Below are 18016 nucleotides of genomic sequence, written 5' to 3'. Positions count from 1 at the left end.
AATTTGAAATCACCGCCATGAATGATTATAAAACTGATATTAAACTCAAACCCCAAGATATTGCGATCGCTTATTTATTGCTGCGAATTCTCATTGGTGTCAATTACTTTAATCATGGATTTACCCGCATCTTCGATATTCCAGGATTTGCAGAAGGTATAGTCGAACAACTAAAAGATTCTTATTTTCCCGAATTTCTCGTTAGAATTAACTCCTACCTTGTTCCCCCCGTCGAATTAATCGTGGGAGTATTAATCACCATCGGTTTAGCAACTCGCAGCGCCCTCATCGCCACATTTATCCTCATGATCATCTTGAAAATGGGCGTTACCTCAATCCAAAATTGGGGTGCGGCTACATCAATGTTGAGTTATGCACTCGTGCTGTTTATTTTATTAGCTGGAAACAGCTTCAATATTTACTCCCTCGATCATTGGAGAAAAAACAAACAAACCAGTGCAAACTCTGCAAAACCTAACCAACAAAATACCAACAGCTTCACTTTATTCTTCCACAAACTTGGGAAAAAACGCCGCAGACAAAATCGTTCCTACCTCCGCTAATTTTCCCACTCAAAAAGTAGGTTGGGTTATAGCGCCACCCAACAAAGAACAGCAAATATTGGGTAAAGTTTGGTTTCCCAAAACCTCAATCCAACCTACATTTACGTCTTTGAACTTTCCCCATTTCAGCAACAAAAGTTTTTCCTTTTCCCTTTCCTCATAGGCTAAGGTGTACACACATCCTCCACATCCTGAACCAAAGATATTTTCCAGTCCTAAAAACAGAATTTAACCAGAAATCCATTTCCCCTCCTCGCTTGCACCGGAGGGGTTAGGGGTGGGGTTTCCCGAAACTGAGTATAATTGAGCAAAACTATATGAAGCTAATTAAAAAGTTTTTACATTTCCCCCGAATTCTTTACATTATTATGGCAATAATAATTATCAGCTTCTTATTTGCTAATTTATATACAAATGCTGTAGAAATTAGTAAAATCGAGTTTATTGGTGAAGCCACTTTACCCAGAAAATTAACTTTTGAAAATATAGAAATTGGCGGGTTATCTGGAATTACCTACGACGCGAAAAATAACCTTTATTATGCTATTTCTGATGACCGGGGAGAAAAAGCTAACCCCCGATTTTACACCCTCAAAATAGACTTGAGCAAAGGTATACTGCAAAATGGCGATATTGTTCCTGTGGGTGTAACTACTCTCTTAAATAAAGATAATCAACCCTTTGCTTCTGGGGAAACCGATACCGAGGGGATGGCTTTAACTAATCAGGATACTGTTTTTATTTCTTCTGAAGGCGATGTCAGACAATTAATTAATCCTTTTATTCAAGAATTCTCCCTCGCTTCTGGTAAAACCCTGAGAAAATTATCCATACCAACTAAATTTTTACCAAATCAAAACCTTAAACAGGGTATCCGCAACAACTTAGCCTTTGAAAGTCTCACCATCACACCTGATAATCAGCATTTGTTTACAGCCACAGAAAATGCTCTAATTCAAGATGGAACAGCAGCTAAACCCAATATTGGTAGCCCTTCCCGGATTTTGCAGTATAATCTCCGCAATAATCTACCAGAAAAGGAATTTTTGTACAAAACTGAACCAGTAGCAGAAATCCTGAATATAACTGGTAGGTTTGCTAGTGGATTACCTGATTTACTAGCTTTAGATAATCAAGGACACTTCCTGAGTATAGAACGCTCTTTTACTGGCTTGGGATTTGCTGTTTCCCTATTTCAAATTTCCTTAGAAGCTGCTGATGATATTCACAATATCGATAGCCTTTTAGCCGTTGACTCCCAGAACATTAAACCAGTCAAGAAAAAACTGTTATTAGATTTGAGAACTTTAGATGTATTGTTAGACAATATCGAAGGCTTAACCCTTGGCCTTCGGTTACCTGATGGACAGCGCTCATTAATCTTGATTAGTGATAACAATTTTCATTCACTGCAACGCAATCAATTTCTGGCTTTTAAAATCAAAATAGAATCACCAATTATCAGATTATTACGCCGTTTAATTCCTAGTTTACAGTTTTAAACACCCATAATCCAGGTTATGGTAAATAATTTAACTGGAAAATCTTATAGTTGTTATATTAATCAATTACCGTAAATACACTGTTATTGATAGGACTTACGCATAATTTACGTTTTATTGGCGTTCTACAGCCCTTGCGGGCATCGCTGCGCGCGGGCGACTAAAGCCCTGGGGGCATACGCTGCGCGAAGGCGGTTAGATAAATCAAGATTTTTGGCAATTGTTGCGTAAGTCCTGATTGATAACCAAGTTATTTTGGTTTGTTGATAGGTTCAGTAAATCTCCTCATAGGTTTTTTAAAATAAATATAGTAATCCGCTTTGATTTTTGATAGCTTGCGTGGCGTAGCCATACTTACTTGCGTAGGTGGTCCGTGGGGAGTTACTTCGACTGCGCTCAGTAACCGGGGGAGTGGGAAACAGCTTTTTGAGTTGTAAGCGCAAAGCGCAGGCTACGCCAACAGAAATCAAATAGGAGTCCTATATGTTTAGATAATATTTAATAACTCTTGCCAAAAGCAGCAACAAATATTCACAGACACTGATATAATTTGGAGTTAAGCAATTATTTCATAGCGTAAAATTTCCAAATATGCCCAAGCCAGAAACCGACAAAGAGGTTTATATTGGCAAAATTTTAAACAACCGCAGATGTGAAAACTTGGTGAGCAACTTTATTATGTAAAGTTTTGCAAAAATTATATGGGAATGGAAACCAGTAGAAAATAATATAATGGAAATTATTATATTATTTAAAAGTGTGGCGATAAAAGAGGTTTAAAAAGTGAATCAAAGTGCATTTGCTTCTTCACATAATACAGCTTTACTTGCCCAGCGTTATCTGATTAAGGGCTTGATCGCTACAGGGGGAATGGGCGAAGTTTTTTTAGCTGATGATATTTTGCTAGGTGGAATACCCGTTGCTGTTAAATTCCTGTCTCAAACTGTTTCCAGCGCCAAAATGAAACAAGATTTTATTCATGAAGCCCTGGTGAGTGCAGCATTGAGTCAAAAAAGCATACATATCGTGCGGGCGCATGATTATGGTGTTAGTGAATCCGGGAAACCTTTCTATGTTATGGAATATGTCGATGGGAAAACTTTAAAGGATTTAATTCCCATGTCTTTGCCCAAATTTTTACATCTTACACGACAAATTTGCTTGGGTTTGCAATGCGCTCATCAAGGTATTAATGTAGAGGGTAAAATTTGTCCTTTAGTTCATAGAGATATCAAACCTGCTAATATCTTAGTTGTACCTGATCCGATATTAGGAGAATTAGTAAAAATCCTGGATTTTGGGATAGCGAAATTTTTAAATGATGCCGCCAAAGCCACAAAAAATAACGGGTTTCATGGGACTTTGGCCTATTCTTCTCCAGAACAATTAGAAGGTGGAAAATTAGATAGTCGCTCTGATATTTATAGTTTGGGTGTGATGATGTTTGAAATGCTGACAGGCGCTAAACCTTGGAAGCCAGAAACAAATTTATTTGGCGCTTGGTATAAAGCACATCATTTTGAAGCGCCGCGAGCGATCGCCGATGTGAAACCCCAACTCAAGCTACCTCCACAGATCAATGATTTAATCATGGCTTGTCTGGCGAAAAAACCAAGCGATCGCCCCGAAAACATGACAGCAATATTGCAAGTCTTAGACAGTTTAGAAAAATCCATCTCTCCTGATTCGCATTCCACTCTAGCACCTAAATCCACCGCGAACAAACCTGTAGTTTCGCGGTTATCGCCAGCCATAGAAAAAAAATGTTGGCAAGTTACATGGCCGAAAAACAAACCTATCCAGGAAATTGTATTTCCTCATCTTCTAGATACCGCACCCGAAAGTGTACCAACAATATGTTTAATGTTGTCACAACAAGAAATCCATAAACGTGCGGTTGGTAAACTTCGCAACCAGTTTATCTGGCTCTCATCTCCTCATCCGATGCTGCTGTGGGTGACAGTCATCTATACTCCAGCAATGGGTTTGAAGTGGTTACCTTGTTACCTAGATATGCAAAATCCCCAAAATCATCAACTGGTGTATTCATTAGCCAAGCATCAACGTTATCCTGTAATTTGCTTTACCCTAGAACCACCCCACGCCTGTACCAGGGTTCTCAGCAGCGATATCGATCTGCATCAGCAACAAATGTTGAAAGCCTGGGTAGAACACAGTCAAACTCTACCACCCTCATCTCAAGCTCATGTGAGCAAAAATCTTTTAAAGCAACATTATAAACAGATGCAAGCCCGGTTGGAACAAAAAATGGCATTCCAGCCCTAAGCTAGGCAGTGCTAAAATTTTGTGTTAAGTTAAGCTAGAAAATATATTTGCAAAAAGCCGAAATAAAAATTTTGGTTTTTTCCCAAAAAAGACTTGACAAATCGCGGAAAAACAGAGACGATAGTAAAGTTGGAAATCAAGGGACTGTAGTTCAATTGGTTAGAGCACCGCCCTGTCACGGCGGAAGTTGCGGGTTCGAGCCCCGTCAGTCCCGTTATAATTCCGAGTAATAATTTTTCCATTCCCTAGCAGATAATATATATCTGTCTGGGGATATCTATCTATAGTCCTTAGTCCTTTAACTCAGGATTCAAGGCTTGGGATAAGCTAAATTGATCATGCTTTGTGAAAGAGAGAATTAATTGTGACTGTTAGAGTCCGTATTGCACCAAGTCCAACTGGTAATTTACATATTGGTACAGCCAGAACTGCTGTATTTAACTGGTTATTTGCCCGCCACCACGGTGGTCAGTTTATTCTACGCATTGAAGACACAGACCTAGAGCGATCGCGTCCCGAATATACTGAAAATATTCTGGCTGGATTTCGCTGGCTGGGGTTGAACTGGGATGAAGGACCATTTTTCCAATCCCAACGCCTGGATATGTATAAAGAGGCGGTAGAAAAACTTCTAGAACAAGGATTAGCTTATCGCTGCTACACTACCTCAGAAGAACTAGAAGCATTACGAGAAAGACAAAAAGCCAGAAACGAAGCTCCCCGCTACGACAACCGCCACCGTAACCTCACACCAGAACAAGAAGCAGCATTCCAAGCCGAAGGGCGCAGCTGTGTAATTCGGTTCAAAATTCCCGATGAACGCGAAATTGTCTGGAATGACCTAGTAAGGGGAACAATGACTTGGCGAGGTAGTGATCTTGGTGGTGATATGGTCATCGCCCGCGCCTCAGAAGCTGGTATTGGTCAACCACTGTACAACTTTGTCGTTGTCATTGATGACATAGATATGCAAATTACCCATGTCATCCGGGGAGAAGACCACATCGCCAACACCGCCAAGCAAATTCTGTTATATGAAGCTTTAGGCGCAAAAATTCCCGAATTTGCCCACACGCCTCTGATTTTGAATATGGAAGGGCGCAAGCTTTCTAAACGGGATGGAGTTACTTCTATTACTGATTTTCAGAAAATGGGGTTCACTGCGGAAGCTTTAGTAAATTACATGACCTTGCTGGGTTGGTCGCCCCCAGACTCCACTGAAGAAATTTTTACATTAGAAACCGCAGCGAAAAACTTTAGCTTTGAGCGTGTGAACAAAGCCGGAGCTAAATTTGACTGGGCAAAATTGGATTGGTTGAATAGTCAGTATCTGCATCATATGCCCATAGATAAACTGACAGATTTAATCATCCCTTTTTGGGAAGAGGCGGGATTTACCTTTGCAGGTGGACGAGAACGCCCCTGGTTAGAGCAGTTAGTCACTTTAATCAGTCAGAGTTTAACTCGTCTGGTAGATGCTGTAGACATGAGTCAACCTTTGTTCACCGAAACAGTGGAATTTAGCGCAGAAGGTAGGGAACAACTGCAAAAAGAAGGTTCCGCCGTTGCGCTTCAGGCAATTCTCACAGCTTTGGAGAATCAACCCGAATTTTCTGAAGCAGCCGCCCAAGATATCATTAAACAGGTGGTAAAAGAGCAAAAACTGAAGAAAGGCTTAGTGATGCGATCGCTTAGAGCCGCTTTAACTGGAGATGTTCATGGCCCCGATTTGATTCAATCTTGGTTACTCCTGAATCAGATTAGTTTAGACAAGCTCCGTTTAAATAAAGCGATCGCTGCTGCAAATTAGCGACTTGGGAAAAGGGGACAAGAAGACGAGAAATTTTTCATAGTTTTTCCTCATGAATTATCACCTGCACAGCATCTAAAATAGGGCGTTGCTGAATTGAGATATGAATTAGTGTCACGCAAAGGCGCAAAGGCGCAAAGGAACTAAGAAAAATAAAGGTGATTTTGGCATTTCATACTTTGATTCAGCAACGCCTAAAATGGTTAGTCAATTTCTCTCATCCTGGGAACTTGCTGTGTAAAATTCGTGTCTTGAAAAAACACTGAGCAAATTATGTAACCACAATGTCGAAAATAGCGCTAAACCAAGGGATAAAATTATCGTTGATGATAGTTACGCTCGGCATCACATCGGGAATTCATGCCGTAGCTGATGCTCAAGAAGCGTCACCGATATTTGGAGACATGACTATTAACCAACAATTTTCTCCCGATCCTTTGACAGTTCGAGGCATGAGTGGCGGCTCAGTACGAGGAAACACAGTGGCTGGGCGCTCGGAAACACCCACAGGCCCATGTACCGGATTTGTAGATAAAACCCCAGGACATACATTCAAATTAACAAGTGCATTTGAGTACCTGAAATTAGTGGTAGAAAGTCCTCAAGATACCACTATGATTGTCAAAGGCCCTGGCGGAACTTGGTGTAATGACGATTTTGAGGGTAAAAATCCCGGCATAGTGGGGGAATGGCTACCCGGAATTTACCAAATTTGGCTGGGTTCATACGAAAAAGATAAGTATTTTCCTTATACGTTAAAAATTACACAAGTTCAGTAGAGATGGGATCAGGCAACAACAGAAAATAAATTATTCCCAATTGTGGGATGGGCATCTTGCCCGCTCGACAATAATTTTTGGGATATTTTTTGATTTGGGAAGTCCCTAAATCGCTTCTTTACTAGAAAAATGAGGAATATTAGAAAGTTGAAAACAAGCAAGTTTCCATTCTCAACTCAGAATTTGGTAATTTTTTGAGTGCTGTAGAAAGGCTGCAATGACCTAGGGATAGTTATTCTGGGTATTTTGCCCGTCTTTTCTTCTCCTCGGTTCCTTCACTTCTGGTGCAAAGTTGTATTAAAATTAAGTTAACTTTAATTAAGATACTTTTTGACATCGCCGTAATGCCCTATTGGCTCTATAGCGATTTAGGATCAAAGATCAAATTAAACAAAATGGCACACCTCATCTAGTCACAGGTGATCGGATCATCGGTTTCTAGAGATGGTTAATTGTATTGGCATCTAGAGGCAAATTAAAATGAAATTCTCCTGGAGAGTCGCGGTACTCTGGACATTGCCTGCTTTGGTAATTGGCTTTTTCTTCTGGCAAGGGGCCTTTGCTGGCGCTCCTGCTGACATGAGTAGAAATGCAGCCAATACCCGCATGACCTATGGCCGCTTTCTGGAATACTTGGACGCTGACCGTGTTAACAGTGTGGATCTGTATGAAGGCGGTAGGACAGCAATTGTACAAGCAAGCGATCAAGATATCGAAAATAATGTCCAACGGTGGCGGGTGGATCTGCCAATTAATTCTCCTGAGTTAATTAGCAAGCTCAAAGAAAAAAACATTAGTTTTGATGCCCACCCCATGCGTAATGATGGCGCTATCTGGGGACTGTTGGGGAATCTCATTTTTCCAATTTTATTGATTACTGGATTGTTCTTTTTGTTCCGTCGCTCTAGCAATATGCCCGGTGGTCCTGGTCAAGCGATGAACTTTGGCAAATCTAAGGCTCGTTTCCAAATGGACGCGAAAACCGGAGTCAAATTTGACGATGTAGCAGGTATTGAAGAAGCTAAAGAAGAACTGCAAGAAGTTGTTACTTTCCTGAAACAGCCTGAAAGGTTTACTGCTGTAGGCGCACGCATTCCCAAAGGCGTGTTGTTAATTGGACCTCCAGGAACTGGTAAAACTTTACTAGCTAAAGCGATCGCTGGGGAAGCTGGTGTACCTTTCTTTAGTATTTCTGGTTCAGAATTTGTGGAAATGTTCGTGGGTGTGGGTGCATCCCGTGTCCGCGATTTGTTCAAGAAAGCGAAAGATAACGCTCCCTGTATCATCTTTATTGATGAAATCGACGCTGTGGGACGGCAAAGAGGCGCTGGGATTGGTGGCGGTAATGACGAAAGAGAGCAAACCCTCAACCAATTGCTCACCGAGATGGATGGCTTTGAAGGTAATACAGGCATTATTATTATTGCTGCTACCAACCGTCCTGATGTCCTAGATTCAGCATTGTTGCGTCCCGGTCGTTTTGACCGCCAAATCACTGTTGATGCACCTGATATTAAAGGACGTTTGGAAGTCTTACAAGTTCACGCCCGGAATAAGAAGCTTGACCCTAGTGTATCTTTAGATGCGATCGCTCGTCGGACTCCTGGTTTCACTGGTGCTGATTTAGCTAACTTGCTCAACGAAGCCGCAATTCTCACCGCCAGAAGACGTAAAGAAGGCATTACTATCCGCGAAATTGATGATGCAGTGGATAGAGTCGTGGCGGGTATGGAAGGTACTCCTTTGGTAGACAGCAAGAGCAAGCGCTTGATTGCTTACCATGAAATCGGACACGCTTTAGTCGGGACTTTGTTAAAAGAACATGACCCCGTACAGAAAGTCACTCTCATCCCACGCGGACAAGCACAGGGTTTAACTTGGTTTACTCCTGATGAAGAACAAGGATTAATTTCCCGTTCTCAACTCAAAGCCAGAATTACTGGTGCGTTAGGTGGACGCGCTGCTGAAGAAGTGGTGTTTGGCGCTGCGGAAGTCACAACTGGCGCAGGTGGAGATTTACAGCAATTATCCGGAATGGCTCGCCAAATGGTGACTCGGTTCGGGATGTCCGACTTAGGACCTCTATCCTTGGAAAGCCAACAAGGTGAAGTATTCTTAGGTCGTGATTGGACAACCCGCTCTGAATATTCTGAATCCATTGCGGCTCGCATTGATGCTCAAGTCCGCGAAATTGTAGAAAAGTGCTACGACAACGCTAAACAAATTATGCGTGATCATCGTACTGTCTGCGATCGCCTAGTAGATTTGCTCATCGAAAAAGAAACCATTGACGGCGAAGAATTCCGCCAAATTGTCGCTGAGTACGCTGAAGTCCCTGAAAAAAATCAGTTTGTACCACAACTGTAAAGTTTTGAATTGAATTTGAGATTAATGGGGATGGTTGATACCATCCCTATTTTTTTTACTAATAACTAATCAATTAAACACATCTGTTTCAAGTGAGGTACAAGCAGTAGGGTGTGTTAGCGCAGCGTAACGCACCATTCTTAAGGCTTTGGTGCGTTACGGATTTCATCCTAACGCACCCTACAATACTACTAACGATAAATTAATAAATCAAATAGGATTGGCTATATAATAGTTTATTCGTACTTTAAAATAATTACTCTGAATTATTACAAATAATCTATCCTGTCCTACTACCCATGACTGAATTTATCAACTATATCCAAGACCTACAAACCAATATTAAACGCGGTGGAGAACGCAGTCATTACCCCAGTTTACAACGACTGATTGAAGGTTTAATGATTGGAATTAATGCCAGAATTGAAGAAAAAGGTAATCAAGAAGGTATTCCTGATTTCACTATCAGAAAAAATGATCGAGTTTTAGGATATATAGAAGCTAAAGATATTAATGTTGATTTAGCTAAAACCGAAAAAACAGAACAACTCAAACGTTATCTAGAATCAAACATTGGTTATAACTTAATTTTAACTAATTATCTCGAATTTCATTGGTATGTAGATGGAGAATGTGAAAAAATTGCTAAATTAGCTGATTTAGAACAAGGTGAAATTATCCTAGTTGATGATTTACAACCCATTGCAGAATTACTGCAATTATTTATTGATCAAAAAGCCAAAGATATTAATAACTATTATGATTTGGCTAAAGAAATGGCAGCTTATACTAAGACTATTAGAAATGCGATTTTCTCAACTTTAAATATAGAAGCAAACACCGAAGAATTAAATAAATTAAAAGAAACATTTAAACAAATATTGATTCTGGATATAGATAATCAAAGTTTTGCTGATATGTATGCTCAAACCATTGCTTATGGTTTATTTACTGCTAGAATTGGTCACGCACAAAACCCTGGACAATTTACATTCAACCGCACAACAGCAAGTATTTATATTAGTGATAGAATCCCTTTTTTAAAAGGTTTATTCGATATAGTTATTGCTACTGATAGCGTGAGCAAAATTCACAAGTCAATTGAAAATTTAGTAGAATTATTAAATACAGTTGACATGACCAATATTTTAGAAACATTTGGACAAGAAACCCGCACAGAAGACCCAGTTATTCACTTTTATGAAACATTTTTAGCAGCTTATGAAGCTAAATTAAGAAAAAGTCGCGGAGTTTATTACACTCCTGAACCTGTAGTTAATTTTATCGTTCGTGCTGTTAATGATATTTTAGTGAATGAAGAAATTTTTGATTTACAACATGGTTTAGGAAATCGTAAAGTTACAATTCTTGACCCCGCAACCGGAACCGGAACTTTTTTATATGCAGTTATTAAACAAATTCGGGATAATGTTTCTAAATATGGAATTGATAAATGGAATACTTTTTTAAGAGATGCGAAACTTATAAATCGTCTATTTGGTTTTGAGTTATTAATGACTCCTTATACCATAGCACATTTAAAATTAGGGTTATTATTAGGAGATTTAGGTTATAAATTCGCCCCAGAAGAAAGATTAAAAGTTTATTTAACTAATGCGTTAGAGGAAGGAATAAAACAAGGTGATTTAATTCCTGGTATTACCCAAATTATTGCTGAAGAATCCAGTCAAGCGGGAAAAGTGAAAACAGAAGTTCCGGTAATGGTGGTATTAGGAAATCCTCCTTATTCTGTTAGTTCCCAAAATGCGAGTAAACGCAAAAGAATCTTAAATCAAGATGAGAGATATTTGGCTGATGTTGAATATACTGGTTCAGCTTGGAATAAGAAATATAAAACTGGAAAAGCAGGTAAAACTATTACTGAATTAACCCATATTGGCGAACTTCTGGAATTATATAAAGGTAGAGTTAGGTTAGAAAAAGAAAAGAATATTCAACCTTTGGATGATGATTATATTAAATTTATTCGTTTTGCTCAATATCAAATTCAGAAAACACCCAAAGGTTATGGGATTATTGGTTTTATTACTAATCATTCCTATCTCAATGGTTTAATTCATCGGGGGATGAGAGAGGAGTTATTAAAGTATTTTGATACATTATATATCATGGATTTGCATGGTAATTCTTTATTAAAAGAAACTACACCAGAGGGAAATGTTGATCAAAATGTCTTTGATATTCAGCAGGGGGTAGCGATTTTAATTGCTGTGCGGGAAAAAAGCGAACCTGATTATTTTTCCACTGCTTATAAATCCAGAGATGGTGTGAAGGAAATGGCAAAGGTCTGGTATTATGACCTCTGGGGAAGTCGTGAAGATAAATATCGGTTTTTGGAATCTGCAAATTTAAATAATGTTGATTGGATAGAGTTACAACCAACAGCACCTAATTACTTTTTTACAGCTATCAATTATTCTTTAGATACAGAGAAAGAATATAAAAATTATTGGAATATTCAAGATATATTTTTAGTCTATTCCAACGTCATAGAAACGGGAAAAGATGATGTTTTAGTTGATTTTGAAAAAAATCAACTTCAAGAATTTATTAAAAAATTAGCTGACCCTAAAATTTCTGATAAAGACATAGCTGATATTTATAAAATTGGAGATTCTTCTAACTGGAATTTTTTTAAATCTCGATTATTGATCATCAAAGATGGAATGCAAGATCATCTAATTAAAAGAATATATTATAGACCATTTGATATAAGATTCACATATTTTCATAGCATTCTTAGAAGAATGCAAGAAAAAGTTTTAACAAATTTAATACAAGATAACCTGGGACTATTGGCGATGAGACAAGTAGCTTCAGGAGATAATCAATATACACATTTTATGGTTTGTAATCATATAGTGGATAATCGTAGTTTTTTTAGTAATAGAGGAAGACCAAGTGTTTTCCCTCTCTACATTTACCCAAATACGGGAAATCAACAAACGAACCTATTTATAGAAAAAACTTCTAATTTATCCCCAAAATTTTTAGAAACCATAAAACATAAACTGGGTAAAACACCAACCCCAGAAGCAATATTTTACTATGCTTATGCTATTTTTCACAGTCCCAATTATCGCAGCAGATACGCTGAATTTCTAAAAATAGATTTTCCTCGTCTTCCCTTAACCAGTAATCAAAAACTGTTTGACTCATTAGCTGAAAAAGGAGAAAAATTAGTAAATTTACATTTAATGAAATCTACCACACTGAACAATTTAATTACCACATTTGCAAATGAGGGAAATAACCAAGTTAGTGAAGTAACTTATAATTCAGAACTGCAAAGAGTATATATCAATAAACAGAGTTATTTTACAGATATTACTCAACATATTTGGGAATTTAAAATAGGTGGATATCAAGTATTAGATAAATGGTTGAAAGATCGAAAAAATGCGAATCGTGTATTATCTGATGATGAAATTATTCATTATCAAAAAATCGTTGTTGCTTTAACAGAAACTTTGCGCTTAATGCAGGAAATTGATAATTTAATTCCTGATTTCCCGATAAAATAAGATAAGAAGATGTTTTAAAAGTATGATTGGGAGGAATCAATCATCATGAACGTGATTGTGGCTAAGTGGACGATTGACGAATATCACAGCATGATTGACTCTGGTATTTTAGATGATCGCAAGGTGGAATTATTGGAAGGAGAAATTGTTGAAATGTCGCCAGAAGGAGAACCCCATGCTTATTGTAGCCATGAAGCGGGTCAGTATCTCACAAATTTGTTAGGCACACGTGCCACGATACGTCAAGCTAAACCCATTACCCTACCCAACGACTCGGAACCCGAACCTGATTTAGCCATTGTCCAAAGTTTAGGACGGGAGTATCGAGAACATCATCCCTATCCAGAAAATATTTTTTGGTTAATTGAGTATGCTAACTCTAGTTTAGAGAAAGATTTAGCACTAAAATCCAAAATCTACGCCGCAGCAGGTATTTTAGAGTATTGGGTTGTAAATCTCAAAAAGTTACATTTAGTGGTGTTTAGAGACATCCTAGATGGAGAATACGCGACAAAACAAACCTTGACTACAGGAACAATTCAACCTCTGGCATTTCCAGATATTTCTATTTCTGTAGAACAGATATGCGATCGCAATTAAATCAGTTAACAGTTAACAGTTAACAGTTAACTGTTAACTGTTAACTGTTAACAAGTTATCCCTGCTATATAAAACCTAGACAAAACTGGACTTTACTTTCTACTTCAACGGGAGCATGGGAGCAGTTATCCCTCAGTAGACTTTCACGCCTTAGCCAGACGCGATTGTGTTCCAATTAAGTTTCTGAAAAAGGCTACCACCATCATTGCTTGGTTTTCGCGTCGGCAATAGTCTCAATTCAATACTTGATATCACCGTATTATATATCAAGTAGTTGATTTTTTCCTAAAATATATATTGATTTTTGTCAATATAAGTATAGTTTTGTCTATGAAATTGTCAACTTAGGACTTGCTCTTAACTGATAACTGTAAACCATCCCATTGATTTTATCTTTCCACTTCCGCCACTTCTTTGGGAACCCCAGCCGTTAAAACTTCATGGCCTGTAGGCGTTACCAAAACATCATCTTCAATGCGAATCCCAATACCTACCCAGCGCGGGTCTGTTTCTGGTTGGTCTTCTGCTAGTTTGGTATCTGGAACTATATAAATTCCCGGTTCCACAGTTAACACCTGTCCAGCTTGCAAAATCTGCGGTTTATCTTCACCGTGTTGGTAAACACCCACATCATGAACATCCAAACCTAACCAATGGCTGGTGCGGTGCATATAATAAGGTTTATATTTTTCTTCCTCAATTAACTTGTCAATTTCACCTTTGAGGATACCAATTTCTACTAATCCTTCAGTGATGACACGCACGGCAGCATCGTGAACTGCGTTAAAAGTATTACCGGGTTTTACTTGGGCGATCGCCTGTTTTTGAGCCTCTAAAACAATCTCATACAATGTTTTTTGTTCTGGTGTAAACTTACCCCCTACTGGAAATGTCCGGGTAATATCAGAGTTGTAATAACCATAAGCACAACCAGCATCAATCAGCAGTAATTCCTGATCCTGCATTTGCCGATGATTTTCGATGTAATGTAATACACAGGCATTCACCCCAGAAGCGACAATGGAAGGATAAGCTGGCCCCATCCCACCGCGTAACTTAAAGGTATGTTCTATTTCCGCCTGGATTTCGTACTCATAACGTCCGGGTGCGGTAAATTCCCTAGCGCGATTGTGTGCTTCCACGGCGATGTCGGCAGCTTGACGCATCAATTGCAATTCAGGTTGACTTTTTACCAATCTCATGCTGCTGAGGATGGTTCCAGTATCTTCGATGCCAGTGGGGCCTATGCCACGCTTGGGGTATGTCCGCAGTAAACTTTGGTAATGTGTGAGGATTTTATCATTAAAAGTGCGATCGCGTCCTAAATGATAGTAAATGCGATCGGCTTTTTCCAAATATTGGGGTAACTTTTCATCGAGTTCAGCAATTGGGTAAGCTGCATCAGCACCATACATTTCCTTGGCTGCATCTACTCCACAAAGATAACCAGTCCAAACTTCCTTTTCTCGGTTCTTCGGTTGGACAAACAACACAAACCGATGTTCTGGATGGTGTGGCGTTAATACTGCTACAGCTTGGGGTTCATTAAACCCAGTCAGATAGAAAAAATCACTGTCCTGACGATAAGTATATTCCACGTCATTGTGCATGACTGCCATTGGCGCACTGCGAAAAATCGCCGTACCATTACCAATTTTTGCCATTAACTTTTCACGACGCTGCTGATATTCTGCTTGCATAGCTAATCAATTTGTTAATTTTAGTATTATTCTACACTTTAGGCAACTGTAGACTGGGGAATGTTGTTGCTAATTACAATTATTTTAAACAATATTTATGCCATTAATCACTTATAACCCTATCAACATCTGTGATCAATTCAATCAAAGTTTTATAATGTATTCATAATAACAGTATTCTCTCACAATTTAGCGCTAGTTAAATATAGATTTTTCATGATAATTAATGCGACTAAATATATATTATACATTGTCTATAAATCCTGATAATTTACTTCCATAAATTGGTTAAGTAAACCTAGAAATGTCTGAGAAAAGTGACAATTATTAAAAATAAAGGTTCATAAAGAAATATTTAAATTACAAAAAAGGTATTGAAATAACAGAAACCGATTAAACAAAAAAGGTAAAACTTATATGACAACAAGTCATAAAAATACACTATGTTTGGACAGCAAAGTTCCTCTGTGTTTGAGCAAACAATAAAGAAAGCATTTGATAATTCTTTGGCAAAATCAGCGTTTTTATTATCTGATTCTTCCTCAGAATTAAGTACTACTTTACCAAGTAGTAGTAGTTCCTCCCAATTCAACAGTACAGCCACAATTCCCAATTTATTTGGAGGATCAAACCCCAACCCTAATCCTTACTTAACCAGTGCGGCGATAGTTCCTGATTTCAACGGTGATGGCAAAACAGATAAACTTTGGGTAAATGCTGAAACAGGTGAAATCATCGTTCGGCTAATGGATGGAACCAGGATTATTGAAGAAGCTTCCCTCGGTCAATATGACCTATCATCGATGTCTTACAAAATTGCCGACTTCAACGGTGATGGTAAGACTGACTTCTTGTTGCGTAATCAGACAACAGGCGATAATCGCATTGTGCTAATGGATGGCACAAGAGTTGCTAATACACTTGCACTCGAATCAGTTGACCCCAATTGGACAGCTAGCATTGGCGATTTCAATGGCGATCGCAAAACCGATATTTTCTGGCATAGTAACCAAAGCGGTCAAAATGCTATTTGGACAATGGATGGTACTACAGTTGTTGACGCAACCGTTCTAGAAACCACAGACGCATTATTTGCTCCCACCATTGTAGATTTTGACGGTAATGGCAAAAGTGATGTCTTCTGGCGCAATCAAACAACTGGTGAAAACAAAGTTTGGTTCATGGATGGGACTAACAAATCCGAATTTGCTCTGCAATCGCAAGACCCATCTTGGGACTTTACCCTTGGTGATTTCAACGGCGACTTTAGAACTGACCTGCTGTGGCGCAATGCAGAAACAGGCGAGAACAAGATTTGGACAATGAATGGTATTTTTGTCACTGAAGGTGCGCTAGCAACACGAGACTCATCCTGGACATCTTCCATTGGTGACTTCAATGGCGATGGTAAGACAGATATCTTCTGGAATAATCAGGTAACTGGTGAGAACACCGCCTGGTTAATGGATGGCACAGCAGTCAGTACTGAAGCTTTCCTACCTAGCATTGCTCCTGGTTTGACCCCATCATTGGGTGACTTCGATGGTAATGGCACAACTGACATTTACTGGCGCGACCAACAAACAGGTGTAGATAGAATTTGGTCGATGAATGGCACAACAGCAACTGAGTCTTTTATCGCCGAAGAAAATAGACTTTCTCCAGAATGGTTTACCGCCTAGATGAGTGCTTTTGAAAGCGCTGAGTGCTGAGTATAAACCCAGTGTAATTACATATTAAACCCCTGTACTCTTTTTCCCCTCCTCGCTTGCACCGGAGGGGTTAGGGGTGGGGTCTTTTATTAATCAAGATTTATTAGACATCTCCGAAAACTATCAAACCCTTGCAGTTACGATATTTTTGGTGAGCGATCGCTAACTGCAAATATCCTGAGATTCTACGGTAGAATAGGTGTTAGAAATGCGTGTTGTTGGTAATTAGCCAAAAGTAGGATCTCTTTGAGGTAATTTTATTATAAATAATTTCAAGTTTTTATAGTTACAAAATAAATGTGCCAATGCGTAATCTAACGAGTCCACAAATAGTCATAATTATCTGCTCGTATTTAGAGGAATTTAATCTAAATCTTTCTTGAGCTACTCTAAATATCTTCACTAAACGAATTAAATGTTCTACAAATATGCGCTCTGATGCCAGTTCTTTATTTTGAATTTTTTGTTCAGAACTTAATTCTTTTTTTCTAGGCTTTTTTTCAGGTGTTTTAATTGATTTCTCTCCTTGGTAAGCTTTGTCACCGGAAAATTTTTGTTTCTCTTCAAACCCATTTTTATTTTCCCGAAATAAATTTATGTCACTTTTTCGTCCTGGCTCACCAGCTACTACATCAACAATATCTCTACCATTAGGCAGAACAATTAATTGACTTTTTCTAGTGTGCATTTTCTTCTTACCTGAGTAATATTTTTCCTGCTGTTGATACTCTGAAGGTCTTTCTATGGGCTGTTCATAGCTATCTACGATTAGTTCAAAGTCTGTTAAAACTTCTTTAACAATTTCATAGTCACTGGAGTTTTTTTTACCTGTTCTACTAAACTTGGTGGTAATAATTCTCCCAATAATGGCAACCAATAGTTAAACGTATCATTTGCAGTTGTTTCACTCACGCCAAATTGAATACCCAATAGTTGAAATGTGGTTAAATGTCGTAAATATGTTAGGGTGAGAATTATTTGCTCCGATGGTGATAATTTTGGTCTGCGACCACCTCCACCCAGAATAATTCTCACTTTTCTATCTTCAAGCAATTCTCGTTTATGATTGTGCAGTTTAATGGCTTTGTCTAAAAGTTCCTGCAACTGTTCATATTTCAGCCCTACTAAACGCTGTGCTTCCTGGGGATTATT

General features: G+C 38.6%; 12 protein-coding genes and 1 tRNA gene. 10 read left to right on the top strand and 3 right to left on the bottom strand.

From position 1 onward, the window contains the following. Positions 1-17: 17 nt before the first annotated feature. From NSP_RS09275 to NSP_RS09235, 9 genes are all read left to right on the top strand, one after another. Positions 18-563: a DoxX family protein gene (locus NSP_RS09275; RefSeq protein WP_017804011.1), complete on the top strand. Its 546-nt coding sequence runs from the start codon at positions 18-20 to the stop codon at positions 561-563. Positions 564-880: 317 nt separating this feature from the next. Then, entirely contained in the window at positions 881-2065 is a 1185-nt protein-coding gene (locus NSP_RS09270) for an esterase-like activity of phytase family protein (RefSeq protein ID WP_017804009.1), read from the top strand. A gap of 783 nt (positions 2066-2848) precedes the next feature. After that, positions 2849-4351 carry a serine/threonine protein kinase gene (locus tag NSP_RS09265; protein ID WP_017804008.1) on the top strand — a complete coding sequence of 501 codons (1503 nt, stop codon included), beginning with the start codon at positions 2849-2851 and terminating at the stop codon, positions 4349-4351. Between the two features lie 140 nt (positions 4352-4491). After that, positions 4492-4565 (top strand) — tRNA-Asp (locus NSP_RS09260). A gap of 150 nt (positions 4566-4715) precedes the next feature. Continuing rightward, positions 4716-6161 (top strand): glutamate--tRNA ligase, encoded by a 1446-nt coding sequence (gene gltX, locus NSP_RS09255; RefSeq protein ID WP_006199061.1) that lies wholly within the window; start codon positions 4716-4718, stop codon positions 6159-6161. A 284-nt stretch (positions 6162-6445) separates the two neighbouring features. Beyond that, complete coding sequence (locus NSP_RS09250; protein ID WP_173403275.1) at positions 6446-6940, top strand: hypothetical protein; 495 nt, start codon at positions 6446-6448, stop codon at positions 6938-6940. A gap of 480 nt (positions 6941-7420) precedes the next feature. Continuing rightward, positions 7421-9307: an ATP-dependent zinc metalloprotease FtsH2 gene (gene ftsH2, locus NSP_RS09245; RefSeq protein ID WP_006199059.1), complete on the top strand. Its 1887-nt coding sequence runs from the start codon at positions 7421-7423 to the stop codon at positions 9305-9307. 299 nt (positions 9308-9606) lie between these two features. Beyond that, on the top strand, positions 9607-12852 hold the full coding sequence (locus NSP_RS09240) for a type ISP restriction/modification enzyme (protein ID WP_017804007.1): 3246 nt from the start codon (positions 9607-9609) through the stop codon (positions 12850-12852). Positions 12853-12897: 45 nt separating this feature from the next. Continuing rightward, a complete protein-coding gene (locus NSP_RS09235) occupies positions 12898-13452 on the top strand; it encodes a Uma2 family endonuclease (protein WP_006199032.1) in 555 nt (184 codons plus the stop codon). Between the two features lie 389 nt (positions 13453-13841). On the opposite strand, the gene NSP_RS09230 is transcribed toward NSP_RS09235, so the two are convergent. Then, positions 13842-15152, bottom strand: coding sequence for an aminopeptidase P N-terminal domain-containing protein (locus NSP_RS09230; protein ID WP_006199031.1), 1311 nt, complete (start codon positions 15150-15152; stop codon positions 13842-13844). A gap of 443 nt (positions 15153-15595) precedes the next feature. On the opposite strand from NSP_RS09230, the gene NSP_RS09225 reads away from it, so the two are divergent. Continuing rightward, the gene (locus NSP_RS09225) at positions 15596-16834 is read left to right on the top strand and encodes an FG-GAP repeat domain-containing protein (protein WP_006199030.1); all 1239 of its coding nucleotides are present in this window, start codon (positions 15596-15598) and stop codon (positions 16832-16834) included. 316 nt (positions 16835-17150) lie between these two features. Here NSP_RS09225 and NSP_RS09220 read toward each other — a convergent pair whose 3' ends face one another. Both NSP_RS09220 and NSP_RS26825 read right to left on the bottom strand, forming a co-directional pair. After that, positions 17151-17741: an HARBI1 family protein gene (locus tag NSP_RS09220; protein WP_173403274.1), complete on the bottom strand. Its 591-nt coding sequence runs from the start codon at positions 17739-17741 to the stop codon at positions 17151-17153. Continuing rightward, positions 17648-18016, bottom strand: a 369-nt coding sequence (locus NSP_RS26825; RefSeq protein WP_017804006.1) for a helix-turn-helix domain-containing protein, incomplete at its 5' end; no start/stop codon positions are given. The genes NSP_RS26825 and NSP_RS09220, both read right to left, overlap by 94 nt.

The organism is Nodularia spumigena CCY9414 (assembly GCF_000340565.2).
Taxonomy (GTDB): Bacteria; Cyanobacteriota; Cyanobacteriia; order Cyanobacteriales; family Nostocaceae; genus Nodularia; species Nodularia spumigena.
Note: the sequence above shows the minus strand (reverse complement) of the source record. Positions and strands in the feature narration are given on the sequence as shown.